This is a genomic window from Streptomyces sp. 5-10, from assembly GCF_014712245.1.
Classification (GTDB): Bacteria; Actinomycetota; Actinomycetes; order Streptomycetales; family Streptomycetaceae; genus Streptomyces; species Streptomyces violaceusniger.
In genome coordinates this window covers 126,666-151,346 of record NZ_JACVYG010000004.1, presented here as the reverse complement: position 1 = coordinate 151,346, position 24,681 = coordinate 126,666, and the positions used below count along the sequence as shown (strand labels likewise).

Annotated in this window: 17 protein-coding genes and 1 pseudogene; 11 read left to right on the top strand and 7 right to left on the bottom strand. The window is 67.3% G+C overall.

Features of this window, described 5'->3' with window-relative positions:
- The first annotated feature begins 29 nt into the window (after positions 1-29).
- Positions 30-515 carry a GVDTG sorting domain-containing protein gene (locus IEJ02_RS06860; RefSeq protein ID WP_191063890.1) on the top strand — a complete coding sequence of 162 codons (486 nt, stop codon included), beginning with the start codon at positions 30-32 and terminating at the stop codon, positions 513-515.
- Positions 516-645: 130 nt separating this feature from the next.
- Here IEJ02_RS06860 and IEJ02_RS06855 read toward each other — a convergent pair whose 3' ends face one another.
- Complete coding sequence (locus tag IEJ02_RS06855; protein ID WP_191063889.1) at positions 646-1,896, bottom strand: FAD-dependent monooxygenase; 1,251 nt, start codon at positions 1,894-1,896, stop codon at positions 646-648.
- An 80-nt stretch (positions 1,897-1,976) separates the two neighbouring features.
- On the opposite strand from IEJ02_RS06855, the gene IEJ02_RS06850 reads away from it, so the two are divergent.
- Positions 1,977-2,561 carry a TetR/AcrR family transcriptional regulator C-terminal domain-containing protein gene (locus tag IEJ02_RS06850; protein WP_223863493.1) on the top strand — a complete coding sequence of 195 codons (585 nt, stop codon included), beginning with the start codon at positions 1,977-1,979 and terminating at the stop codon, positions 2,559-2,561.
- A pseudogene (locus tag IEJ02_RS50310) lies at positions 2,480-2,785 on the top strand (response regulator); the annotation flags it as partial. The gene IEJ02_RS06850 and the pseudogene IEJ02_RS50310, both read left to right, overlap by 82 nt.
- A 41-nt stretch (positions 2,786-2,826) precedes the next feature.
- Here IEJ02_RS50310 and IEJ02_RS48335 read toward each other — a convergent pair.
- From IEJ02_RS48335 to IEJ02_RS06815, 5 genes are all read right to left on the bottom strand, one after another.
- Positions 2,827-3,420, bottom strand: coding sequence for an HAD family hydrolase (locus tag IEJ02_RS48335; protein WP_223863492.1), 594 nt, complete (start codon positions 3,418-3,420; stop codon positions 2,827-2,829).
- Between the two features lie 261 nt (positions 3,421-3,681).
- Entirely contained in the window at positions 3,682-4,389 is a 708-nt protein-coding gene (locus IEJ02_RS06830) for a hypothetical protein (RefSeq protein ID WP_191063887.1), read from the bottom strand.
- Between the two features lie 639 nt (positions 4,390-5,028).
- Positions 5,029-5,670 (bottom strand): Rid family hydrolase, encoded by a 642-nt coding sequence (locus IEJ02_RS06825; protein ID WP_191063886.1) that lies wholly within the window; start codon positions 5,668-5,670, stop codon positions 5,029-5,031.
- A complete protein-coding gene (locus IEJ02_RS06820; protein ID WP_191063885.1) occupies positions 5,667-7,277 on the bottom strand; it encodes a flavin monoamine oxidase family protein in 1,611 nt (536 codons plus the stop codon). The genes IEJ02_RS06825 and IEJ02_RS06820 overlap by 4 nt, the downstream gene beginning before the upstream one ends.
- A gap of 297 nt (positions 7,278-7,574) precedes the next feature.
- Positions 7,575-9,614: a penicillin acylase family protein gene (locus tag IEJ02_RS06815; RefSeq protein ID WP_191063884.1), complete on the bottom strand. Its 2,040-nt coding sequence runs from the start codon at positions 9,612-9,614 to the stop codon at positions 7,575-7,577.
- A gap of 623 nt (positions 9,615-10,237) precedes the next feature.
- On the opposite strand from IEJ02_RS06815, the gene IEJ02_RS06810 reads away from it, so the two are divergent.
- From IEJ02_RS06810 to IEJ02_RS06800, 3 genes are read left to right on the top strand one after another with little or no spacing between them, the layout of a single operon-like run.
- A complete protein-coding gene (locus IEJ02_RS06810) occupies positions 10,238-11,566 on the top strand; it encodes a lysine N(6)-hydroxylase/L-ornithine N(5)-oxygenase family protein (RefSeq protein ID WP_191064040.1) in 1,329 nt (442 codons plus the stop codon).
- Positions 11,563-12,144 (top strand): GNAT family N-acetyltransferase, encoded by a 582-nt coding sequence (locus tag IEJ02_RS06805; RefSeq protein ID WP_191063883.1) that lies wholly within the window; start codon positions 11,563-11,565, stop codon positions 12,142-12,144. Before IEJ02_RS06810 ends, IEJ02_RS06805 begins: the two co-directional genes overlap by 4 nt.
- Positions 12,141-13,916 (top strand): IucA/IucC family protein, encoded by a 1,776-nt coding sequence (locus IEJ02_RS06800; protein WP_191063882.1) that lies wholly within the window; start codon positions 12,141-12,143, stop codon positions 13,914-13,916. The genes IEJ02_RS06805 and IEJ02_RS06800 overlap by 4 nt, the downstream gene beginning before the upstream one ends.
- A 40-nt stretch (positions 13,917-13,956) precedes the next feature.
- Here IEJ02_RS06800 and IEJ02_RS06795 read toward each other — a convergent pair whose 3' ends face one another.
- On the bottom strand, positions 13,957-15,348 hold the full coding sequence (locus IEJ02_RS06795; protein WP_191063881.1) for a lysine N(6)-hydroxylase/L-ornithine N(5)-oxygenase family protein: 1,392 nt from the start codon (positions 15,346-15,348) through the stop codon (positions 13,957-13,959).
- Positions 15,349-15,680: 332 nt separating this feature from the next.
- On the opposite strand from IEJ02_RS06795, the gene IEJ02_RS06790 reads away from it, so the two are divergent.
- The 5 genes from IEJ02_RS06790 to IEJ02_RS06770 all read left to right on the top strand — a co-directional run bounded on the left by IEJ02_RS06790 (position 15,681) and on the right by IEJ02_RS06770 (position 24,661).
- On the top strand, positions 15,681-17,051 hold the full coding sequence (locus tag IEJ02_RS06790; RefSeq protein ID WP_191063880.1) for a condensation domain-containing protein: 1,371 nt from the start codon (positions 15,681-15,683) through the stop codon (positions 17,049-17,051).
- Positions 17,052-17,254: 203 nt separating this feature from the next.
- Complete coding sequence (gene folE / locus IEJ02_RS06785; protein WP_275560093.1) at positions 17,255-17,824, top strand: GTP cyclohydrolase I FolE; 570 nt, start codon at positions 17,255-17,257, stop codon at positions 17,822-17,824.
- Positions 17,824-19,662 carry a non-ribosomal peptide synthetase gene (locus IEJ02_RS06780; protein ID WP_223863533.1) on the top strand — a complete coding sequence of 613 codons (1,839 nt, stop codon included), beginning with the start codon at positions 17,824-17,826 and terminating at the stop codon, positions 19,660-19,662. The genes folE and IEJ02_RS06780 overlap by 1 nt, the downstream gene beginning before the upstream one ends.
- Complete coding sequence (locus IEJ02_RS06775; RefSeq protein ID WP_191063877.1) at positions 19,659-24,122, top strand: type I polyketide synthase; 4,464 nt, start codon at positions 19,659-19,661, stop codon at positions 24,120-24,122. The genes IEJ02_RS06780 and IEJ02_RS06775 overlap by 4 nt, the downstream gene beginning before the upstream one ends.
- Positions 24,119-24,661, top strand: coding sequence for a 6-pyruvoyl trahydropterin synthase family protein (locus IEJ02_RS06770; protein WP_191063876.1), 543 nt, complete (start codon positions 24,119-24,121; stop codon positions 24,659-24,661). Before IEJ02_RS06775 ends, IEJ02_RS06770 begins: the two co-directional genes overlap by 4 nt.
- Positions 24,662-24,681 lie beyond the last annotated feature (20 nt).

Below are 24,681 nucleotides of genomic sequence, written 5' to 3'. Positions count from 1 at the left end.
GGCCGGCCACTGCTCCGTTGGAGGTTTTCATGCGGAACGTACCCGCCGTTGCAGGCATCGGCCTGGTTCTGAGCGCCCTCGTGCTGCAGGGCCCGGCCGCTGCCGCCGATGACTCGGAGCTCCGCATCAGCCCGAAGAACGGCGCCCCGGGGTCCACGGTCACCGTCAGTACGACCGCCTGCGGCTCGGACGTGACCTATGGCAAGGGCACCGTGGGCGGAGACGAGTTCCACCTGTTCGACGACGACCACAATGGCGTGCTCACCGGCCACTTCCGGGTGCCGGAGGAGGCCACCTCCGGCGGCCACGACGTCATCGTGAAGTGTCCGCCGAACGTCCAGCTCACGGATACGTTCAAGGTCAGGCGCAGCCACCCCAACGGCGGGGTCGACGCGGGCTTCGGGCCGGCCGCGGTCGGCGAGAACAAGCCCACCCTCCTCGGCGGGGCCGTCCTGGCCGTCGCGGCCGGAAGCGTGCTCATGATGCGGCGCCACAGGAGCGTACGGCGAGAGTAGGACTCCGTAAAGCCCGAGGCCAATGGCCTGGAGAAGATCAGCAGTGGACAGGAGCCTTCCTCCTGCCGCAGTCCGCACCGCCGGTCGGGCGTGGCCGTGGCGGCCGTCGGTGCGAACTGCGCGGTCGCTTTCAGACGGCGCTGGTCAGTGCCGGGTTCTCGGGGAGCTGCCAGTTGCCGCCGCGGTCCTGCGCCGAAAGGCGCGCGGCGAGGTCGGGGACGCGCAGGAGGCAGGCCAGCGCGGTGGTGGCCTGGAAGACATCGATCGCGCGCTGGGTCATCGGCAGGCCCAGCCGCAGCAGGCGCGGGTTGACTTCGCCCTGGATCTCGTTGACGAAGGGCCGCAGCACCCGGTCGTAGTTCGCCAGCGCGGTCGGCAGGTCGCCCGGGTGCCGGTTGATCTCTCCGGCCAGGACGTGGGCGCCGACCAGGCCGCCGGAGATTCCCATGCCACTGTAAGGGGAGGCGCAGTGCGCGGCGTCACCGGCCAGGACCACGCGGCCCTTCGACCAGGTGTCGGTGCGGACCTGGACGATCTCCTGGGAGTAGAAGAACGGGCTGGTCTTCATGCCCTCGATGAAGCGCTCGGTCTGCCATCCGGCATCGCGGAACCTGCTCGCCCAGAACTCCTGCTGGCGCTCGACGGGCGCGCGGTGGATTGCCGAGGCTTCCTCTGATTCTTCCCGTATGACGAAGTACACCTGGGTCTCGGTCGGGTTGTGGCTGCGGCGCATGATCTGACGGCCGCCCGGGACCATGTAGGTGTCCCGGATATTGCTGTCGGACGCGATGCGCGGAACGAACCAGTAGGCCATGTGGATGCCCACCCGCCAGTACGGGTCGAGACCCTCCGGGAGAATCGCTCGCCGGATGCGCGATCCCTGCCCGTCCGCGCCGACCAGGAGGTCGAATTCGCTGGAGGACCCGTCGGAGAAGTGCCCGACGACCTTGTGGGCGTCCTGCTCGAAGCCGTCCACGCACACGCCGAAGACGTACTCGGTGTCGTCCTTGGTGGCGTCGTGCAGGATGCGCACCAAGTCCCCGCGCATGATCTCGTACTCGGACGTGAGGGTCTGCCGGCCCTTCCCCGAGGTGTTGGCCATGATCGTCGCCTTGTGCTTGCCGCGTGCGTCGATGAAGGCGACGCCCGCCTCGTCCACAAGCTTGCCGCGGACGGCGTCGAGAAGGCCCATTCGCTTGACGGCCTCGATGCCCTGACCTCGCAGATCGACCTGGGCCCCGGTGGCCCGCAACGCCGGAGCGCGTTCGACAACGGTCACCTGATGGCCGCCCCGGGTGAGCCAGAGGGCCAGGGCCTGCCCCGCGATCCCACCACCGGCGACGAGGACCCTCAAAGCCTGCTTGTCCGATCCTCTCGCCATGCCCATCTCCCCAAAAATCTATCAGTGAAAGATTCCTTTCCAGGGTCATCTATCGTCGATAGATTGTCAACATGACAAAGATGAACCGCGAGGCCGTCATCGCTGAGGCACTCGACCTGCTCGACGAGGTCGGGCTGGACGCCGTCAGCACGAGAAAGCTGGCGAAGCGACTGAATGTCGAGCAGCCGTCGCTCTACTGGTACTTCCGCACCAAGAAGGACCTCCTCGCCGCCATGGCGGAGGCGGCGATGGCACCCCATGCGACCGCGCCCCTGCCGACGCCCGACGACGACTGGCGCGCCTGGTTCGCGGACAACACACGCAGCTTCAGGCGCACCCTGCTGATGCGCCGGGACGGCGCACGGCTCCACGCCGGCAGCACCCCCACCGGCGACCTCGACCGGATCCGCCGCAAGATGGACTTCCTCGTGGCCTCCGGCGTCCCTGAGCGGGATGCGCAGACGGCGATGCTGGCCGCAAGCCGCTTCGTAGTCGGCAGCGTCCTGGAAGAGCAGGCAGAAACCGACCCCGGTGCCAGCGCGGATCTACCGGCCGACCTGCCGGTGATCGATCACGAGTCGGCATTCGAGGCAGGCCTCGCCCTCATCCTGAACGGCCTGGCGCACCGTGTCTCGCCGGCGGCCGTACCCGTGTGCTCATCGTGACCACCTTCGACCTGGACGAGTACGCGCATGAAGGCCTGCGCGCAGGAGCCAGCGGCTTCCTGCTCAAGGAGCTCAAGGACGCCCGCCCCGAGGAACTCGTGGCAGGCATTCACGCGGTCGCGACCGGCGACGCCGTCGTGGCACCCCGTCCGACCCGGCGCCTGCTGGACGCCTACGCCCGCCAGGTCCTCGCACCAGCCGACACCCCCGCCCCGGAGGATCCCTGACCGCGGCCCCTCAGCGACCGCGAACGCGAGGGTCCTGGCTAATGCCCGGACCATCGCTCCAGATCGCCGGCGGTCAACGACCACCGCGAACGCAGGGCCCGATCCGGCAGGAATCGGACGCAGGTCCCCGTGGTCCCGTCGGCCTCGACAGGCTCCAGATCGGTCACCGGAACGCCGTGCTCATAGCGTTGGGTCCAGGATCCGTTGAGGCAGCGGTTGGTACGAATCAGCCACTCGCTAAGCGCTGCGACGACGGACATGCCGCGACGCGGATGTCCGTCTGGAAGCCGTTCCCACTCCGGGAGGTCGAAGAACCGAAGGTCCTTCGTGGCCATGAGCCGCAGGATCGCCGTCAGCCCCCGGGACACGCGCACGTCACGCTCGCTCGGCAGCAGGTACACCGGCAACCCAGCCCGCGCCGCCGCGCCGTCCTTGACCGGATCGTCGCCAACGAACAGCACCCGCCCGGCCGAAAGGCTCAGACGCTCGCAGGCGACGCCGAAGATGGCAGGGTCGGGCTTCGCCAGCCCGACCTCGCAAGACAGCACCACCGCGTTGAGCTGATCCAGCACACCGGTGCGGCGATCAGCCCGGTCCAGATCCGCCGGTGCGCGTCGGGTGACAGGTCGCATCCTTCCTTCGCCGCGCTGCGCTCCGGCGCATCCACGTGTGCCCGCGAAGTCGAAGAGGACCCCATGAACTCCTCCTTCGCCAGGTTCGCTCACTGGCGCACCATCCTTTTGTGTCGGTGATCCTGAGTGGGTCACTGATGCGCCTGAGGCGCCGCTGGGCTACCGTCTGGTTCGCTTGACGGCAGGTCCATCATGGATTCTGCGGAACGCGATGGCATGAACCTGCGCGTCTGGGCGCCACCAGCCCAACCTCGTGCTGTGTCAGGTGCGGATCTGGCGGGGCAGTGTGCCCGCCCGGGACTGCTTCAGGTACCAGCTGATCTCGTTGGGGAACTGCTCGGCGAAGGGCAGGAGCCGTCCCAGGACGCCCTCGTACAGAGGGTCCGTGCCCAGGCGGTCGAACGCGGTGAGCCGCCCGGCCCACAAGCCAGCCGCGTCCTCCGGCACGCCGTCGCCGAGCTCGGCAGCACACTCGATGATGCCCTCCACCGCATGAAGCAGTGCTTGGCGCTCTTCTTCGTGCCGGTCCCGGAACACGGGCTCGCGCGCGATCAGCAGGTCAGTGCACGGGATCGACAAGGCATCCCGCAGCTGGCCGAGGGTCGGCTCCTCGCACAGTGCCGTCACGACAGATGCCGTCAGCGCGGGCCGGCCGCCCGTGACGCGGTCCAGGATGCTGGTGCCGAGCACCGTGGCCGCGCTGGCGTAGCGCCAGGTGAGCAGCCCGACGCCGCGCTCGTAGTGGTCGGCCAGACGGCTGAGCTCGTGCAAGGCGTCGGGGTGGTGGGTCAGGGCCCGGCCGTGGGTGTACACCTCCGCGTTCTCCTCCAGCCGGTAGGAGCGGTGGGTCACGGCGAGCGCGGATTCGTATTCGTGCCGCAGGTCCTGCAGCGTGACGTGCAGGGCGCGCAGCGCCTCGATCTCGAGCGCGGTCAGCGGCGCGGCCTCGGTGAATGCCGGGAATTCCATGGGGTGTTCTCTCCTCACGACGCATCCTGCCTCGCTGGCCATGGCGTCGGCCTGCTCTCCCGGCGCTCGTGCTCCGGCTTTTGGCCGGTGGCCCGTCTCGACGCACCATCCAAGCCGAGCAAGCCGTCTGGCGTGGCCGGATCCAGCCGAATGCTGCTCTTCTCCTGTGCCCTCCGCCGGCTCGGTCCGGCTCTCCCGCTCCCGCCCGGCCTGCGCCGATCAGCGCTTTCCCGCGCGCCGCCGCGGGGCGCAAGGCCACGGTCGAACACGTCAACATGCACCTGACCCGCATGCGCACAGGCGGCGGACCGCGTGGCGAGGCGTGGTGTGTCTGCCGCGCCGCCGACCGCGCGTGGCATGTGTGCCCGGTACGCGGCCGTCACTACCGGCTGCCGTGTCCTGGACAACGCCCCGCCCCCGGCCCGTCTGTCCCGGCCCGTCCTGTCCCGGCCCGGGTCAGCAGGTCCTCGATCGCCGCCGCGATGGCGCCCTCGTCGGCGTTGTCCGCGCCCCCGCGGGGCCGGCAGCGCCCTCGACGACTGGCTGGGGGCGCCGCCCGGCTGGGGCAGCGTCGCTTCGGGGCCGGGCCCGGTTACGGGCCCAGCCCCTCGCTGCGGTTGCCCCGCGGGTCTGTGCCCGTCAGCGCGCCTTGTACGCGGCGGTGACCTCGACCTCCACCATCCAGCCCTTGACGGCCAGCGACGCCACCTCCATCGTGGCACGCGCGGGCCGGGCCTTGTTGGCGACCAGCGGTGCCTTGGGGGCGGAGGTGCCCATCGGGACCGGGACGACCTCCTTCGAGGTGAGGTCGATGTTGGCGAAGTACTGGCGGTACGCGCGGTTCCATCCCGCGTAGTCGGCGGTCTCGAGACCGGGCGGTTTCATCAGGTAGCACTTCATGGTGATGACGTCGGCCAGGGTCAGGCCCGCCGCTTCGAGGTTGGTCTTGATGTTGCGCAGGACGACCAGTGCCTGGGCCTCGGTGACCGTGACTCCCGTGGCGCCCTGAGTGAGGGCCGGGTCGGTGTAGAACTCGGGTGAGCCGGCCGGAGCGGACGGGTTGAGCGCGGTCGGGCCGAGGCCGCTGCTCTGGTAGATCGCCACCTCACCGCCGGTCGCCACTCCGGTGGCGATGGCCGGGTTGGACTGCCCCTCGGGCAGGCTGACGCGTACCACTTTGGGACCGGGCCACCAGCCTCTGCCCTCGGCGAGCGCGGTGCCGCCGGTGAGGAGCGAGGCGGTCAGGGCCGTACCGATCACAGCTTTCGTGCGTCGCTTCATGCGGCCATCACCCTTTCGTGGATGTCGGTCACGACCTTGCGGGCCGAGGAGAACGCGCCGTGCTGCCAGGCGATGACATGGCTGAGCCAGTCGCCGGCGAAGTAGACGTGCCCGGCGGGCCGGTTGAGCAGCTTGTACTCGGGACCGGTCTGCGAGGGCCAGTCCACCCAGCCGGCCTCGATATGAGGCGTGCGGTGCCAGGCCACGCTGAAGGAGTGATCGAGTTCGGTGCGGTACTTGTCGCCGTGTATCTTCACGCCCCGGCTCACCGCCCGCGCAAGGCGCTGGGCGTGCGGCAGGTCGCTGTACGCGACGGCGTCGGCACCGAAGTGGTAGTAGCCGATGAGCGTGCCGCGGCGGCCCTGGTGGCCGTAGGAGGGGTACCAGATGGTGGCCAGGTCGGTGTCGGTCGGCGTGATGCCACCGTAGATGTGCTCGTCCGTCTCCCACCATCGGCTGCGGTACTCGAGCCCGATCTTGCCGACGGGGGTCGGGACGGCGTACTTCAGCGCCGCGGTGATGTCGGTGCCCAGGTTGTGCTTGAGGCGGGCCATGACCATCGGCGGCATGGCCGCGACAACGAAGTCGGCGCGCTGGGTGCGGGTACGGCCGCCGGCGTCCTTGTACGTGACCTCGGCACCGTCCGGCAGGTCCTTGACCTCCAGCGCCTTGGCGCCATAGGTGATGCGGTTCTGGCCGATCGCCTTGGCCAGGGCGTACGGGATCGCGTCCATGCCGCCCACCGGCTGGAACATCAGCATGGCCTGGTCGTAGCCGAATTCGAAGGCGAAGCGCTGCCCGACGCCGCTGGCGATGACGTCCGACAGCGTCGGCACCGGGCCGAGGACCGTGCCGTCGTCGAAGGCCGCGCCCGGCTCGGCGGAGTAGCCTCGCCGGTCGGTGCCGGTGTAGGCGTAGCCGTCGGCTTTGCCCTTGATGGCGCCGAAGCTCTGCAGGAACGCGATCAGTCGTTCCTTGTCCTGCGCGGTGAGCCGTGCGTCCAGGGCGCCCTGGTCGGTCGCCTTGGCGAGCAGTTCGGAGATGTAGCCGTAGACGTCGGCCTTCGCCGTGCGCCAGCGCATGGGCTTTCCCGCGAGGGCGGCACTGTTCTCGTGGTAGATGTACGCGTTGGCGTTCTGGTTGGTGAACACCTGTAGTTCGACGCCGAGTTCGCGGCAGTACTCGAGAGTGACGTGGGACTGCGGCAGCCGGGCCGGGCCCGCGTTCATGTACTGGCCCTTGGTGAACGACGCCGTCTGCGTACGCCCGTCGAGGTCGGTCAGCGTCGTGCCGCCGCGGACCGTCCAGTTGCGGCCCCCGGGGCGGTCCTTCGCCTCCAGGATCTGGCAGTCGTAACCAGCTTTGCCCAGCTCGTACGCCGTCGCCAGGCCGGCTATGCCGCCGCCGAGCACGAGCACCTTCTTGCCGCCGCGTCCGGTGAGCGCGAAGTCGCTCCGCTGGGGCGCCCGATACTCATCCGCCCGCACGTCCGGCACCGGGGCGAGCCCGAGTGCGCCCATCGCCGAGTACAGCACTCCGGCGCCCCCCGCGACGCCGACGGATCTCAGGAAGGCACGGCGGGACCCTGGGGACTGCTCTGCAGCCATCAATTCCTCCTCATCCGCACCCCGGGGCGCGCGCCGGCCGGGGAGCGGTCGTTCGATCAACCCGGTCACGTGGGGGGTGCGAGTTACTGAGGAGACCGGAGGTGCGCCATGAGCCTCCGCCGAGACTGTTACAACGCGATACCACTGACGTAACCGGTTTCGAGCCGTGCGCCGCGAAGGAGGAAGGAGCGGGCGCGATCCCGTCTTGGGTCGGGGCCAGGGTCTTTGCGTGTAGTTGATTCGTCCGGTTGGTCAGGTGATCCCGGATAGGTCCGCGGACAAGGCCACCCGGGGGCGTCAGGTCTCCTTACGCAGTCGGCCCCAGTCCGTGATCACCGGGACCAGTTCGCCCCGCTCCCACAGTGGCAGCTGGTCGTGATGGTGAGGGCCCGGGACGCCCGACGCGCCGAGCGGGACGATCCACAGGCTGTTCTGGCGGTCCGCCAGATCCCAGACGTAGCGCGCGGCGGGGCCGCGCGTGAGGTGACCGTCGATATCCTGGATGCGTGTGGTGGACAGGACACACTCGGAATCTCCTGACAGATCCGGCCACGGTAACGCATCGCGCGCCTGCGGCAGTGCCGTCCAAGGGGATAACTTGTGCAGAGTTCCCCAGGGAACCGTCCCGGGGCCGGCTGCGACATCTTCAAGGGCGGCCCGCAGCAGCTCCGTCCGGTCCATGCCGAGCGGCGCCTCGTCGGCAAGGAGATTGTCCAGACCGGCGGCGACCCGGGGCGTAAGGAAGAGCCACGGCAAGAAGATGTCCGGGTAAGGGGCGGGCTCGGCAAGCGGGGCCAGGGCTGGATGCTCCGCGAGACGTCGCACCACCGCGGCCCTGACACGCGCGTACTCGGTCGCGTCGGTGCTGTCGGCCTGCATGCGGCGATCCCAGTTCAGCAGTCGGTCCCGCAGATCCACGGCCTCCGCACTGAGTCCCGTCACATCTCTAAGGAGCCTCAGCAGAGGGGCCGCCGCGCCCGCGTACGTGTCCATGTGGATGGACGCCATGTCGGCGGCGCTCCATTTCCGTTCGCCCAGCAGATGACGGATGCGGTCCGCCCTGTAAGCCGGGGCGAAATCAACCCCCAACGGCATCGCCAGGCCGGCGTGGTTGGCCATCACCGCCACACTCTCGACGGTCTCACGAGGCATCGGTTGGTACCAGCCCTGCCAAGCGTGGCCTTCTTCCCAGGCCGGCACCGGGTGGAGTTGGTTCTTCCGGGCTCGCACCGGCACCCGGCCGGCAACCCGGTACAGCACGTCTCCCGCACTGTCGGCGGCCAGGACAACATTGACCGGATCGACCCACTTGTCCAAAGCGGCATCCACCTCGGCCACACAGGAGGCACGCATAAGAGGGAGGAGCGCGTCGAAACCGAGGTCACCGCACACGCGCGGCGGATACCGCAGGCTCAGCGCCTCGGTGTCGTCAGGTCCGCCCACCACCAAGGGGCCACGAGCTGTCTCCACCACCTCGACTTCGACGGGCTCGCCACCTGCCACTGTTACGGTCTCGACGTGCACGTCAGCCGGCTCCCAGCCGTCCGGCCCAAGCGCCTCCACGGCCGAGCCACGGCGGCGGAGCCGTTCTCGGTATACGTCCTGACAGTCAGCCATGGCATGGGTGATCGACCAGGCCACCCGTCCGGTGTGGCCGAAGTGCGGTACACCCGGTACACCCGGTACAGCAAAGCCAACCACGTCGAACTCTGCACACGAGAGACGTATTTGCTGGTAGACGCCGGGATCCTCGATGACGCGATGCGGGTCGCCGGCCAGAATCGGCTTCCCAAGGAGCGTCCGGTCGCCGACAAGCAGCCAACCATTGCTGCCCGCCACGCCGCGGCCACCCATGGCGAAGGAACCGATTGCCTCGCTACCGAGTGCGCGTGCGACCTCTCCCCTCCACAATTTGTTGGGAAATCCCGCCAAAAGAATGTGCGTGGAAAGCCAAATACCCAGCGGCGTCCAGGGCTGCCACTCGCCCGGGCGTAATCCGACGACTGCGAACTGGGGGGCATTGCGCGCCCCTGCCTGCAGGCCGGAGTTGACGCCGTCCACGTAAGCCGCAAACCAAGTTTTTGTCTCTTGCCGCAGGGCGGAAAAACAACCTCGAGCGGTGCCGGCAAGGCGTACCTGCCGCGCAAACTTATCCCAGCTCATCGCCTCGGCACCGAAGACAGCGGCACTTGTTCCCTCAAAACGGTGCCGTTCGACCTCGATCTGCCACGCTCGGTCGATCGCTGCGTTTCGCCCCTGCATGAAGGCGAGTTCAAGAACACTGCCAGCTCGCAGATGGGGGATCCCCCAGGGGTCCCGATAGGTTTCTCCGCTCACCTCGAAAGCGTCTCCCTCAACTTGTCCCATAAGGCTGGGCAGCGCCAAGGCTTGGCAGTCCTCCCGGTCTCTCTCACTGCCCATGCTCAAAGCGCCGCACAGTCCCTGAGGGTCTGTCGGGCAATGGGGAACTCGCAGATGCCCCTGGATTTTGGCCAACCTAGCTCAGCGACTCCCCCACCGCCAGCCGACCTTTCAGGCCGCTTGGCCTGGTTCTGCGCCAATCTGGCACGGACCTATTGCAACCTCGGGGTTGAGCGGGTAGGCAAAGGACCCGCCAGACCTTTCTCGTCATCTCGGACGCCGTGTGGTGTCGATCTGGTCCCGGCGAGCCCACTCACGCGGCGCCTAGCATGAGCTGCCTGGCCAGAGGGGCGACGCTTCGAGGATCCCTGCGCGCGCTACCTGGTGCGACGCCTGCATGGTGCTGCTGCGCCCCGCCATGATCGACAATTGTGCCTTGGCAGGCCGGATCACGGCGAAGAGGCACCATGCACTACGAAACTCGACAACACGGGGTTAAGCTGACGCTCGCCGCATGACAGGCACGGGTGTCCATCATCAAGGGAAACCCGGATTCGCTGCCACTTCACGTACGGCAGTGGACCCGTCGGCGCAAGGCGATGGAGCACGGTGCAGAGAAGCCGTACCTAGGAGAGGCATTGACCGCCCCTGATGAGGTATACGACGTCATCGGAATCGGACTGGGTCCCTTCAATCTGGGTCTGGCCTGCCTGATCGAGCCGATCAATGAACTGAACGCGGTCTTCCTGGACGCCAAGCCCGACTTCGCGTGGCACCCGGGCATGTTCCTAGACGGTGTCCATCTCCAGACCCCTTTCATGGCTGACCTGGTCAGCCTTGCCGATCCAACATCTCGATACTCCTTCCTCAACTACCTCAAGGACATTGGCCGACTGTACTCGTTCTACATACGTGAGAACTTCTATCCGTTACGCACCGAGTACAACAACTACTGCCGTTGGGCAGCCTCCAAGCTGAGCAACGTGCGCTTTCACACCACCGTTGAGGCCGTGACACACGGGGACGGCCACTACACCCTCGCCACCACTCAGGGGCACCTCTACCATGCCCGCCGTCTCGTCCTGGGCACAGGTACACCACCCCACATTCCGGGGGCCTGCCGGAACCTCGGTGGTGACTTCATCCACAATTCCCGCTACCTGTGCACCAGACAGGAACTCCAGAAAAAGAAGTCGATCACCCTTGTGGGCAGTGGGCAGAGCGCGGCGGAGATCTACCTCGACCTGCTATCCGAGATCGAGGTTCACAACTACCAGCTGAACTGGGTTACCCGCTCTTCCCGCTTCTACCCGCTCGAATACACCAAGCTCACACTGGAGATGACCTCGCCCGAATATATCGACTATTTTCACGCCCTTCCCGAGGATACTCGTTACCGGCTCGCAGCCTCCCAGAAGGGACTTTTCAAAGGAATCGACGCCGACCTCATCAACAAAATATTCGACCTCCTCTACGAGAAGAGCGTTCAAGGCCCTGTGCCCACTCGCCTGTTCACCAACACTGAGCTGAACAGCGCAACCCACGACGTGACCAGCGGTATGTACACGCTTGGCCTGCGACAGCGGGAACAGCGGACGGAATTCGAGATCCGCACTGAGGGCCTGGTCCTGGCAACAGGTTACCGATACGTTCCCCCAGACTTTCTGGATCCCCTGCGGGACAGGATCAACTGGGACCGCCACGGAAACTTCGACGTGGCCCGCAACTACTCCATCGACATCACTGGCCGGGAAATCTTCCTGCAGAACGCGAGCGTCCATACGCACAGTATCACGAGCCCAGATCTCGGCATGGGACCGTACCGGAATTCATACATCATCAGCGAACTGCTGGGCTACGAATACTACCCCATCGAAAAGCGGATCGCTTTCCAGGAGTTCTCAGCACCGGAAGCAACCGTCAGATGACCTCAAGAGTCCCAGACATCCTCTTCTCCGCTACCGACCCGCTTCTGGGCGAGTTTTCTCTGCGCACCCTCGATCCCGTGGCCGACGGCTCTCTGCTGCACCGTTGGCTGACACATCCCAAGGCGGAGTTCTGGATGAGACAGGATGCCAGACCGCATGACATCGTAAGGGAGTACTCGGCGATCGCGGCAGCGGACGACCATGATGCCTTCCTCGGCCTGCACCGTGGGACACCCACGTTCCTCGTCGAGCGTTACGATCCGGCCGAGGTGGAGCTCAAAGGATTGTACGAGGCCGTGCCCGGAGACGTCGGCATGCATTTCCTCACTGCCCCGACCGAGACCCGCATATCCGGGTTCACTCGCGCTGTGATCCGCACAGTGATGGAATTCCTGTTCGCCGACCCGGCGGTGCGCCGCGTCGTCGTCGAACCGGACGTACGCAACACGGCCGTACACGCGCTCAACGCGATGGTCGGCTTCGTGCCGGAGCGCGAGATCGACAAGCCCGAGAAGAAAGCGCTGCTGAGCTTCTGTACGCGTGATCAGTTCATAGCCGCCGGAGGAACAAAAGCATGAGCGTGGACGCCCCCATGGCCCATCTGAACCCCGATGCCTGGGTCGTGGCCGGCCGCTCTCTCGTGCGCAAGGCACTCTCCGAGTTCGCCCACGAGCGCCTCCTCATCCCGGAGGACCTCGGGGACGGCCGGTACCGCGTGCTCAGCGACGACGCGAGTGTCGCGTACGTTTACAAAGCCCGCGTACTCGCCCTTGACCACTGGCATATCGACGACGCCTCGATCACTCGTCGGCACACGCGGGACGATGGTGAACTCCCCCTGGAGCCCATGAAGTTCTTCGTTGAACTCCGTGGCACGCTAGGTCTCAGCGACGAGGTGCTGCCTGCCTACCTCGAAGAGATCTCCTCCACCCTTGCGAGCATCTGCTACAAGACCACCAAGCCCGCTCTCACTGCCGGCGAACTGGCCCAGGCCGACTTCCAGGCCATCGAGACCAGCATGAGCGAGGGGCATCCCTGCTTCGTCGCCAACAACGGCCGCCTCGGCTTCAGCGGGATCGAGTACCTGGCCCACGCCCCCGAAGCCGCCGCGCCCGTCCGCCTGGTCTGGGTTGCGGCTCACCTCGAACGCGCCGTCTTCACCGCCGGCGCCGGGGTCGACTACGAAACGCTGCTGTGTGCCGAACTGGGCAGCGCCACCCTCGACCGGTTCCACGCCATTCTGCGGCACCGCGGGCTGAATATCGACGATTACCTGCTCATGCCGGTCCACCCGTGGCAGTGGTGGAACAAGGTGGCCGTCACCTTCGCGGCGGAGGTCGCCCAGGAGCGCATCGTCTACCTGGGCGAGGGCGACGACGAGTACCTCGCCCAGCAGTCCATCCGCACCTTCTTCAACATCTCCAACCCAGCCAAGCACTACGTCAAGACGGCCCTCTCCGTCATCAACATGGGCTTCATGCGTGGGCTCTCAGCCGCCTACATGGCGGCCACGCCCGCCATCAACGACTGGCTCGCCGACCTGATCGAAAAGGACGAGTTTCTCCGCTCGACCGGCCTCACCATCATCCGGGAGCTGGCGACCACCGGCTATCGGCACTTGGAATATGAAGCCGCTACGGACCGCAACTCTCCGTACCGCAAAATGCTCGCGGCGCTGTGGCGTGAGAGCCCCGTGCCGTCCCTGGGCGATGGCCAACGTCTCGCCACCATGGCCTCACTCCTCCATATTGACCACCAGGGACACTCAGTCGTGGGCGCTCTCATCTCGGCGTCGAGCCTCGGCCCCACCGAGTGGTTACGCCGCTATCTGCGCGCCTACCTCGCACCGCTGCTGCACAGTTACTACGCCTACTCACTGGCTTTCATGCCGCACGGCGAGAACGTCATCCTCGTCATCGACCGGCAGCACGCGGTGTCCAGAGTGATCTTCAAGGACATCGCGGAGGAAATCATCGTGATGGACCAGGACACCGTGCTTCCGCCGGAAGTCGAACGTATCCGAGTGAAGCTACCCGAGGAACAGAAGATCTTGCCGATCTTCACTGATGTCTTCGATGGATTCTTCCGGTTCCTCTCCGCGATCCTGGACACCGAGAGCGTACTGGCGGAGGCGGATTTCTGGCGCGTCGTCGCCGAGTCCGTCACGGAGTACCAGAAGTCCAGGCCGGAGCTCCGGCACAAATTCCAGCAGTACGACATGTTCGCGTCCGACTTCCCGCTCTCCTGCCACAACCGGCTGCAGCTCCGCGACAACAAGCAGATGGTGGACCTGACGAACCCCGCGAGTAGCGTGCAGATCGCCGGTACCTTGCGCAACCCCATTGCCTGAGCACCGCCGCCGTCTGGGAACGGTTCGTGCACGCCCGGCGTCACCGCGTGTGCACGCCCGCGGATGGCACAGCACTCTGACACCGGGATCGCCGCATTCCCTCCAGCCCGAAAGTGGTGAAGGCAGTGCGCCTCGGCAGCGGATACACGCACTCCCCGGTCAGCGCATTGAGAATCACAGCACTCCGCCACGCGGCAAGCCCGAGGTCGGGCGAGCCAACCCCGTGGGTATGGAGCCCAGCGCTCTGCACGAAGACGGAGCCGCCGATCTCCTCGTCCATGACGAGGCGATATTCCTCGTCTATCTCCAGGCGTCCTGCGACGTCCCTGACCAGGTGCGGTGTCAGAGGCTCGATCAGGGCCTCGATGGAGCGCTCGGCATAACCGGTGGCCAACACCACGGCGTCCGTGGCCAGATTCGCGTCGGCGGACTGCTGAGTATGCTCGACGCGAAGCTCCAGCCGCCCGGCCATGCGGCGTACCGATCGCACCTCGATGCCGGGCGTCAGTGTGACATCCGGCCAACTCCCGTCGAGCGAGTGCCGGTACAACTCGTCCTGGATATCGCCGAGCGTGTCGGCGCTGATGCCCTTGTAGAGCTGCCACTGGCGCGGCACGAGCTGGTCACGTACGGGCTCGGCCAAGCCGTAGAAGTAGTGGGTGTAGTCAGGCGTGAACTGCTCCAGGCCCAGCTTGCTGTACTCCATGGGCGCGAACGCCGCGGTACGCGCCACCCAGGTCAGCCGTTCGCGGCCCACAGGGCGATTGCGGAGTAGATCGAGAAAGACCTCCGCACCGGACTGGCCGGAGCCGACGACCGTGACATGGCCCGCGGCCAGTAGGTCTTCGCGGTGTGGGAGGTAGTCGGCGGAGTGCCAGACCGGCACCGCTGCGTCCTCCGCGAGCGGGCGCAGAGAGTCCGGGACGTGGGGGGCGGTGCCGACTCCAAGAGCGAGATGCCGGGCGAAGAGCCGGCCCGCCCTCTCGACGCCGCCGTCGACGCGGACCCGGGAAAGGTCTGCCTCGAACGCGCCGCGGGCGTGGTTCCAGCGCACCGTGTCCACCACGTGGCCGAAGCGGCATGACGGCAGTTGCTCGCTGACCCAGCGGCAGTACGCGTCGTACTCGGCCCGATGTATGTGGAACCGCTCAGCGAAGTAGAAGGGAAACAACCGCTCGCGTGCGTGCATGTAGTTGAGGAAGGACCAAGGGCTTGTCGGATCGACCAGCGTGACCAGGTCCGCCAGGAAAGGCACCTGTAAGGTCGACGCCTCTATCATCATGCCCGGGTGCCACTGGAAGCTCGTCCCCCGCTCCACGAAGGCGGTCCGCAGCCGCGGAAGGCGATCAGCGAGCGCGGCGAGGGAAAGGTTGAACGGGCCGATGCCCACCCCCAGGAGATCGAGGGTTTGATCCTCATCGTGCGTGGTCATCGCTGTCCTCCAACGGTAGACGGTGGTACGCGCTCTCGGCGACGAACCGCAGCGGCGGCACCGGATGGGTGGAGCGGTCCGCGGGTTGGGCGAGGTGGCTCGGAGCCGCGGTCGACGGCTGTTTCTCCCCATCTTCAGCACTGGTCCAGTTCAGTACCAGGTGGCGAGTTCCGCAATGGCGAATTGGGCCGGTTTGATCTCCTTCCGCGCCATAGGGGTAACGGGTATGGTCGCGGGAGAACCGGCTAGATCTGGGAGGGACACAAGGGCACCAGCGTGTCTGACGGGCACGAAAGAGGATCACTGAACCAGACCGGAGTACAGGGGGGTACGTGAGCCGGCAAGAAGCGCTGGATACGGCGAGGACGCGGTCGACGGGCCATCAGGCGAACGCCCCGGACCAGCAGACGTACCCCTTGACTTCGCTCCAGGAAGACCTGCTGCCTCTCATGCGGGAGTACGCCACCGCGGCCAGGGCATACAACATTGAGAGCGTGTACGTCATTCGCGGCCCCCTCGATGTGCGCTCTTTCTCCGAAGCGGTCGACGCGGTCATCGAGCGCCATCACGCCTTGCGGACGGTTTTCATCGAAACGCCCGACGGTGCGAGGCAGAAGGTCCTGCCTCCCGTGCGAGGCGCGCTGGTCGTGCGGGATCTGTCCGACATCGCTCCAGAGGCGAAGGCGGTGGCCCTTGACAACGCGGTGACCGCCGATTGCACGCGGCTCTTCTCCTTCACAGAGGAACCTCCAATCCGATTATCGCTCTACCGGACAGGGTCCGAGGAGCATGTATTCGTGGTGGTGGTCCACCACCTCGTCTTCGACGGCTGGTCAATGGGCGTTCTCCTACGTGACCTCTCAAACGCCTACAGCCTCCTGCGCGGCCGCCCCGTCTCCCCCGTCGTCGTGGCGTGCCAACTCACCGACTTCGCAAGCCGCCAGAGAGATTGGCTCGCCTCTCCAGAGGCGAGCCGCATGACCGACTACTGGGTCCGGAGTCTGCGGTATTGCCCCGAGGGCACCACCGTTCCCTACGACCGTGTTGCGCCCGAGGCCCTGTCTTTCGCCGGCGACCGGTACACCTTTGACCTGCCCGGATCACTGGCGCGGCACGTGATGGACCTGGCCCGTCGCGAGAAGGTCACTCCCACCGCCGTAGCCCTGCTCGGCTTCCAATTGCTGCTGCGTGAGTTATCCGGGCAGGAGGACATCGTCGTGGGACTGCCACTGGCGAACCGTATCTGGCCGGGTACGCAGAACTGCATCGGATTTCTGATCAACACACACGCGCTGCGTCAGTACCTGCCGCTGAACGCGCCTTTGCGTGACTTGCTCCACACAACGGCGGGGCGTCTGGCGGGAGCGGTTCAGAACCAGGCGATTCCGCTGCGGAACATCTACACGGCACTTCGCTCCCGGTACGGCGAGGAATCACTTCCCACCTTTCTCTACCAGGTCATGTTCATCTGCCACAGTCATCCGCATGCCGCGCTCCAACTCGGCGAAACCACCGTGGAGCGACAACGGTTCGACCAACGCGCCAGCAAAACCGATATGACGCTCAACCTCTGGGTGCGGGACGAGAGCATAACCGGTCAGCTTGAGTACAACACCGACCTGTACGCATCACGTACCGCCCATCGTGTAGTACAGCGCTACAAGGAGATTCTGGCCGATCTGGCCGAAGAGCTCGTCTGGTGATGTGCGAGCAGGGCCGCCCTCGCCCTGTCGGGATTCACCGCCATCGTCGTCCCGCGCGAGAGAGGGACGACATCGTCCCCATGTCGTCTACCAAGAAACTCACTATGAGCACCGCTGTGGGCAAGTCAGGTATACCTCCTCTTTCCGCTCCGCCACCGAACGGCGGCTCTGTCGACAGTAACGACACAGCCGCCTCGGCAGTCGTGGCAGACCCCACCGAACGGGCAGTGGCCGCTCTTTTGACCAGCCTGGGAATCGACCTGGCCAATGAGTCTCTGGCGGATACGCCTCGCCGTGTCGCCGCTGCCTACCGTGAATTACTGTCTCCGCACGAGTTCAAGGCCACCTCATTTCCCAACGAGGATGGCTCTGATGAGCTGGTGCTGGTGCGCTCCATTCCCTTCCATTCACTCTGCGAACACCACCTTCTTCCGTTTTTCGGGGTGGCGCACGTCGGCTACGTACCCGGCGACCGGGTGCTGGGCCTGTCCAAACTCGCCCGTGTCGTTCAGGCGTGCGCGCGGGGGCTCCAGATCCAAGAACGTCTGACGAGCAGCGTCGCCGACTGGTTCGTCGACGAACTGGCGCCGCTGGGCGCGGGCGTCGTCGTTCAGGCACAACACACCTGTATGTCCATACGCGGAGTGAAGGCCATCGGGTCATCGACGACGACCTCGGCGACGCGCGGGGTACTGCGTGACGATCCGGCGCGTCGGGCGGAGTTCATGCAGCGCGCCGAGGGATTTGGCCACACCGCGGCGGGGTGGCGGTGATGGGGCCCGGCGGCGAGCCGGTGGACATTCTGGCGCTCTGCCTGGGCATGCCACCCGCCGCATACGCGCCCGGGACCACCCGAACGGCGCTACGGCAGGCCACCGAGTACCTGACGTACGGCGACCTCGCGGCGCGCGTACAAGACCGCTCCGCGTCATTGCGGGCACAAGGGCTGGGGCCGGGCGCCCTCGTGCCGCTCAGCACGACGCGCTCCGTGGAGACCATCGTGGAGCTCCTCTCGTTGCTGGCCGTTGAAGCTGCTTTCGTGCCGTTGGAGGACGGCGCCGAGGGCGGCCCCGGCACACGTCAGGTACGAAACGGAGCACGCACGCTGCCGTCCGACGCCGCGTATGTGATGACCACCTCCGGCAGCGCGGGGGAGCCGAAGGAGACCGTGGTCACACGGACTGGTCTGCGGCACGTCTTCGGCTCACTGCGCACCGTGCTGGGCCCGCACATCCCGCCAGGACTGCGCTGGAGCCAATTCCATCCCTTGACCTTCGGCTATTCCATGTGTGAAATCCTCGGATCGCTGGCAATGGGCGGTGAGTTGGCCGTCATCGCGCGAGAGAGGCCCCTGACGTGCGCGGGACTGCGGGACAGCCTCGAGGACCATGGCGCGCACCAGGTGCTCTGTCTGACTCCCTCGGAGCTGACCCTGCTCACCCACAGACTGCGAGAGTCGGGTGCCGACGCGCCGGGCTATGTCGTACTCAGTGGCGAGCCGGCGCACCGCACGCAGTTGGCCGACTTCTTCGCCCTGCCCGGAGCAGGGCGCACCTACATGGTCAACACCTACGCGGCCACCGAGACAGCTGGGCAAGTGACGATCAGCCGGATCACCGCCGAGAATGTCGAGGCGACCATGAACGGCTACGTCGGACGCCCGCTGCCCGGGGTGCGGGTGACGTTGCATGACCCCGCCGGGGTGGCCATCCCCCGGACAGACACCAAGGCCACCGGGGAGATCTGGGTGTCGGGACCGACCGTCGCCGCGGGTTACCTCCACGAAGAGCAGACGGCGGCCCGGTTCACCCCTCCTGGCCCGGTCGGCGGCGTCTTCCGCACCGGCGATGTCGGTCGCTGGGCGGACGACGGGGGGCTGTACGTGGTGGGGCGCGGCGGGCGCCGGGTGAAAGTGGCCGGGCGCTGGGTGGCGCTTGACGCCGTCGAGCGAGAACTGCTCGCCGCCGGAGACGTGGCGGAGGTCGCAGCGGTACCCGGCACACTCGCGCTGGACGGCATCGCACCACAGGAGTGTTTGACCGTGGTGGCCGTACCCGCCGGCCGCGATTCACGCGTCGCGGAGCGCGTTCGCCTCCGGACCGTCGCCACGCTGGGTGCTCCGATCACGCTGCGGCTCCACCTCTGCGAGGAACTGCCGCGCCTGCCCAACGGCAAGGTCGATATGGGGCGGTTGCCGCGGCCGGGCACCGTCCGCCCCGCACCCGGACGGGATGTCGCGGCTCTGGTGCGGTCGGTGTGGGAGGAAATTCTCGGAGAGGGGATACACCCGACCACCAACCTCTTCGAGGCGGGTGTCGACTCGCTCGGAGTGGTGACAGCCGCCGCGCGGCTCTCGCAGGTGCTCAAGCGCACCGTGACGGTGGCCGAACTGCTCGACGCACCACGTATCCAGGCGCAGACCACGCGCCTGTCGCACGAACGGTGGGAAGGAGCGCACACCCGCCCCGCAGCCCCTCGAACCGCCCCCGCTTCGGCCGCCACGGACCCTCCGCCGGACAAACGTGAGCGCCGCCGGGTCGCGAGAGCAGCCCAACGAGGACGTCAACAGGGCCGACAGGGCCCCACTAGTGGGCAAGGAGGAAACCAGTGAGTGGTCGGGCAATCGCTGTCATCGGCTATGCCTGCAGGTTACCCGGCGGCCGCCGGGTGGAAGACCTGTGGAACGTCGTGGTCTCGGGGCGGGACGCTGTCACCCGGGCGGTGTCCAACGTGGGTGCCACTACCGGCGGACGCGTGCACGCTTACGGTGTGCTGGAGGACTTCGGGGCCTTCGACGCGGGACACTTCGGCTACTCACCCCGCGAAGCGGCCGAGATAGACCCGCAACAGCGGCTGCTGCTGGAATGCGCCGTCGAAGCGCTGGAGTCGGCCGGTGTCCGGGTCGCCGGGCTCCCCCACGACATCGGTGTCTACGCCGCGACCGGACTCAGCGGCTACTTGCTCGGTACGCGCCCGGCCGTGGCCGGCAACACCGGCGACCTGGCCACTTTAATGGGTGGTGATGGCCACTACGCGGCGACCCGGATCGCCTACAAGCTGGGGCTGACCGGTCCGGCCCTTTCCGTGGGATCGGCCTGCTCCTCCTCGCTCCTGGCCATCCACGTCGCCGCCCAGGCCATCGAGGCCGGTGAGTGCGACCTCGCTGTTGCCGGCGGTATGGACGTAGAGTTCCCGCAGCCCACGAGCTACCTCCACCAGGAGGGCGGCATCATGTCCAAGGACGGTGTGTGCCGGCCTTTCGACGCCCGGGCCAACGGGACGGTGTTCGGTTCCGGTGGCGGCCTGGTCGTTCTCTGCGACTTCGACGTCGCCCACGAATGTGGGTGGCCGATTCGGGCGGTGCTCGCTGGTTCGGCGGCCAACAATGACGGCTCCGAGAAAGCCTCCTTCACGGCTCCACGGTCCTCCCGGCAGGCCGACGTGATTCTGCAGGCCCTGGCCGCGGCCGATGTGGACCCCGGCGAGATCAGCTACCTGGAATGCCACGGCACCGGCACTCAGCTCGGTGACCGCAGCGAACTTCACGCCCTGGCACAGGTGTTCTCCTCGACGGCCATGCCACCCCTGGGGTCGGCCAAGGCCAACTTCGGCCACCTGCGCGTCGGCGCGGGCGTCATCGGTTTCGTCAAAGCGTGCGAGGTCGTGGCCCGGGGCGTGGTTCCGCCGCTGGCCAACCTCCGTGAGCCGATGGACACCGCCCGGGACCTGGGCGTACGACTTCCGCGAGAGGCCCAGGACCTGGCCGAGCCGCCCGCCGCCCGGGTGGTGGGTGTCAGCTCCTTCGGCTTCGGCGGCACCAACGTGCACGCGCTGGTGCGCGGTTACGAGCCCACGCCGCGGCCGTCCGCCATCCACCCCGGCCCGTATGTGATGAAGGTCTCCGCCGCCGACCCCGACTCCTGTCTGGCCACGGCCGGCCTGGTCGCCGACCAGCTGCGCGCGGACGACACACTGTGTCCGGCTGATGTCGCCCACACCCTCGACCGCGGGCGTGACGACCACGCGTACCGAATCTCCGTGGTGGGCAGCGACCGCCATACGCTCATCTGGGGTCTGCAGGGCGACCAGGACCACCTCGTCGAGGGCTGGGAGCGTCCTGGCTCCCGCGTGCTGCTCCTGCTGCCCGGCCAGGGCAGCGATCTGCTGGCGCCGGCCCGTGCCTTGTACGGCTGGGAACCGGCGTTCACCGCCGCCCTGGACGAGATGTGGCAGTTGGTGCGGGAGGTCGAGCCAAGCGCGGAGACGATCGCCGCTGTCCTGGCCGACGGCGCGGACCTGTCTCCGGCCGTCGCGCACGCGCTGCAGGTGGCCATCGAGCTGGCACTGCACGAGCAGTTACGGGTCCGGGGCCTGGTGGTTGACCGGGTGGCCGGATACTCGCTCGGTGAGTACGCTGCCGCGGTTGTCGGCGGGGCCCTCGCCGCCGCTGACGCACTGCGGCTGGTCGTCGAACGGGCGCAGGTGCTGGCCGAGGCACCGCCGGGCGGCATGCTCGTCGTACGCATGACGCGCCAGGAGATTGCCGAGAACCTGCCTGGTCTCGTTCCCGCGGTGACCCTCGCTGCCGACCGGCACATACTGTCCGTTGCCGTCGACGACCTCCCAGGTGTGCGCGACCGCCTGACCGCCGCGGGGCACCTCCACCGGGTCCTCGACCAGAGGGTGCCCTATCACTCCCCCCTGCTGGCCCCGGCCGCTGAACGGTTCGCGCCGCTGGCCGACGCGGTCACCGTACGGCCCAGCGAACGCCTGGTCACCACAGTGCCGGGACACCCTCGGATGGGTGCCGGGTACTGGTCTGCTCACCTGGCCGAACCCCTCGACCTGACGCCGGTGGCTCAGGAGGCCGCCGCCCTGGCCGCGGCCGGCGGCTGTACCGTGGTCGACCTGAGCCCCGATGGGTTCCTCGGGCGCTGTGTGCGAGCGGCCGCCCAGGGCGCTGCTCACATCGTGCGGCTGCTGCCGGCCGGCGCCGAGGTCCGCACCGCCTACCTCAAGGCCGTGGCGGCGCTGTGGGTCGGCGGCCTGCCCGTGGATACCGCACCGCCGGGCGCCGGACCTGTCCGCATGGTCCGGCTGCCCGCTCGGGAGTTCACCCGCCGGACACATCTGAAGGACGCGGCGGCCGTGCCCGCAGAGGCGGAGGGCGCGGGCCGGCACATGGTGCGCCGCGAGAAGTCGATCGACCGCTGGGTGTACTACCCGAGCTGGCATCACAAACGCCGTAGCGCGAGGACTGAAACGGTCACCGGCCAACGCTGGTTGCTCTTCACCGACGGTGACCGGCCCGGCGCCGAACTGGTCGAGCGGCTCACCGACCTGGGCGTGGAATGCCTGTGTGTCCTGCCCGAGGATGCCGCCGCACCGGCCGGCGCGGCCGGCGCGATCACCGTCCGGCCGGGTGACGAAGACGCGGTCAAGCGCATGATCCGCGGCCTCGGGGTGGATCGGCGCCCGGTGGACCGCGTGGTGCATTTGTGGGGACGCGGCGCGGTCATCGACAGCGGAACGCTGCAGGGCCGTCTGGCGACGCTGGGCGACGAGTACGAGAACGGCTTCTACACCCTTTTGCACACGGTGCAGGAGCTGGGTCTGCTCCAGGGTTCTCACCACGTGCACCTGGACATCGTCGCTTCCGGCATGAGCCCGGTGTCGGCCGCGGACATCGTTCCAGAGCGCGCCCTGCTGGCCGGTCCCGGTCTGGTCATTCCGCAGGACTTCCCCGCCATGTCCGCCCGTACGGTCGATATCACGGACGTCCCTGACCAAGCCTTTGTGACCGAGGTCCTGCCGGAGCTGCTCGCCGTGGCCACTGACCCCACCGTCGCACTGGGTCGCGGTATGCGTTGGGTGCGTAATTACGAGAGAGACGAGCTACCGGGTGTGCCCGACGGCGAACTCCCGCTGCGTCTGCGCGAGGACGGTGTGTACCTGATCACCGGCGGCCTCGGGGGCATCGGCATGACCCTGGCCGAGTACCTGGTGACCACCTGCCGGGCACGTCTGGTGCTGACCGGTATGGAGGCCGTGCCGGACGCCGCGCTGTGGGAAGAGAACACGGACCAACCGGTGGACGATCCGGCACTGGCGGAGCGGGTGACCCGTATCCGCAAGCTGGTGCGGCTGGGCGGCGAGGTCATGGTCGCAAGGTGCGATGCCGCCGATCCGCGGGAAACGGCCGCGCTGTTCGCCGCGATCGACGCACGCTTCGGGCGGCTGGACGGTGTGGTGCACGCCGCTGGTGTGTTCGAGACTCAGCGGGCCTTCCGCGGCCTGGACGATACCGGTCGTGAGGACTGCGTGCGCAGACTTCGCCCGAAGGTCGAGGGCACTTTGGTACTCGCGGAGTTCCTGCGGGGGCGCAGACTCGACTTCGTCCTGATGCAGTCCTCGCTCTCCTCCCATCTGGGCGGGTTGGGGTTCTACGCCTATACGGCCGGCAACGCCTTCATGGACGCCTTCGCCGAGCGGCACCGTGACGCGGACATCCCATGGATGACGGTCAACTGGGACGGCTGGATCTTCCGCGAGCGCGACGACGACACCCGGCACCAGTCCGTGGTGTCCCCGTCCTTCGCCTCTCCCGATTTCGGCGTGGTGGCGGAGATCGCCATCCGGCCGAGCGAGGGTCAGGAGGTCTACAGCCGGCTGATGAACATGCGTCAGCCGCACCAGGTGCTGATCTCCACGGCGGACTTCGAGCGCCGTATCGACCAGTGGGTGCGACGGCGGGTCGAACACGAGCCCGCGCCCGATCCGGCCGGCGCCTCGTCGCTCCGCACCGGGGCGAGCGATCAGCCCGATGACATCGAGCAGGGCATCGCCGAGATCTGGCAGAACGTACTCGGCGTCACAGACCTCAAGCCCACCAGCGATTTTTTCGCGCTGGGCGGGGATTCCCTGCTCGGCGTGACGGTCACGCATCAGCTCAGCCTGCGGTTCGGGGTTGCCCTGTCCGTCATCGCCATGTTCGACAACCCCACGATCGCCGAATCCGCAGCGGAAATCCGCCGCCTCCAGAGCCGTACCACCCCGGAAGGAACACCATGACCACGCAGCGTCTCACCGACCCCGAGTGCCGGTGCCCGAGCAGCGCGGACGGCCGTGCGAGGCCACCTGTCCCCCACCCGGCCTCGGCCTTCACGGTGACCAAGCTCTTCGATGACTTCCCATGCTGCCACCGGGCTTGGGCTCACGACGGCAAGTGCGCCTTTCTGCACGGCTACGAGCGCACCTTCGAGATCGAGTTCGCCTGTGCCGAACTCGACCCCGTCACCGGGTTCGTCGTGGACTTCGGCGCGCTGAAGGGTGTTCGTTCCCTGCTGGCGGCCCAGTTCGACCACACCACCCTGGTCGCCGAGGACGATCCGGAGCGAACCCTGTTCGAGGAACTGGCCGCACGCGGCGTGGTGGACATGCGCGTGATGCGGCACACGGGTATGGAGGGGGCCGCCGCCTGGGTACTCGACCAGGCCGGTCGACTGATCCGGGAGAGCACCAACGGCCGTGTGTGGATATCCCGCGTCGAGGCACGTGAGTGCCGCAAGAACGCCGTGGTGCTCACTTCCGCCGGGACGGGCCCGGCTTGATGGAGGACAAGGCACATCGC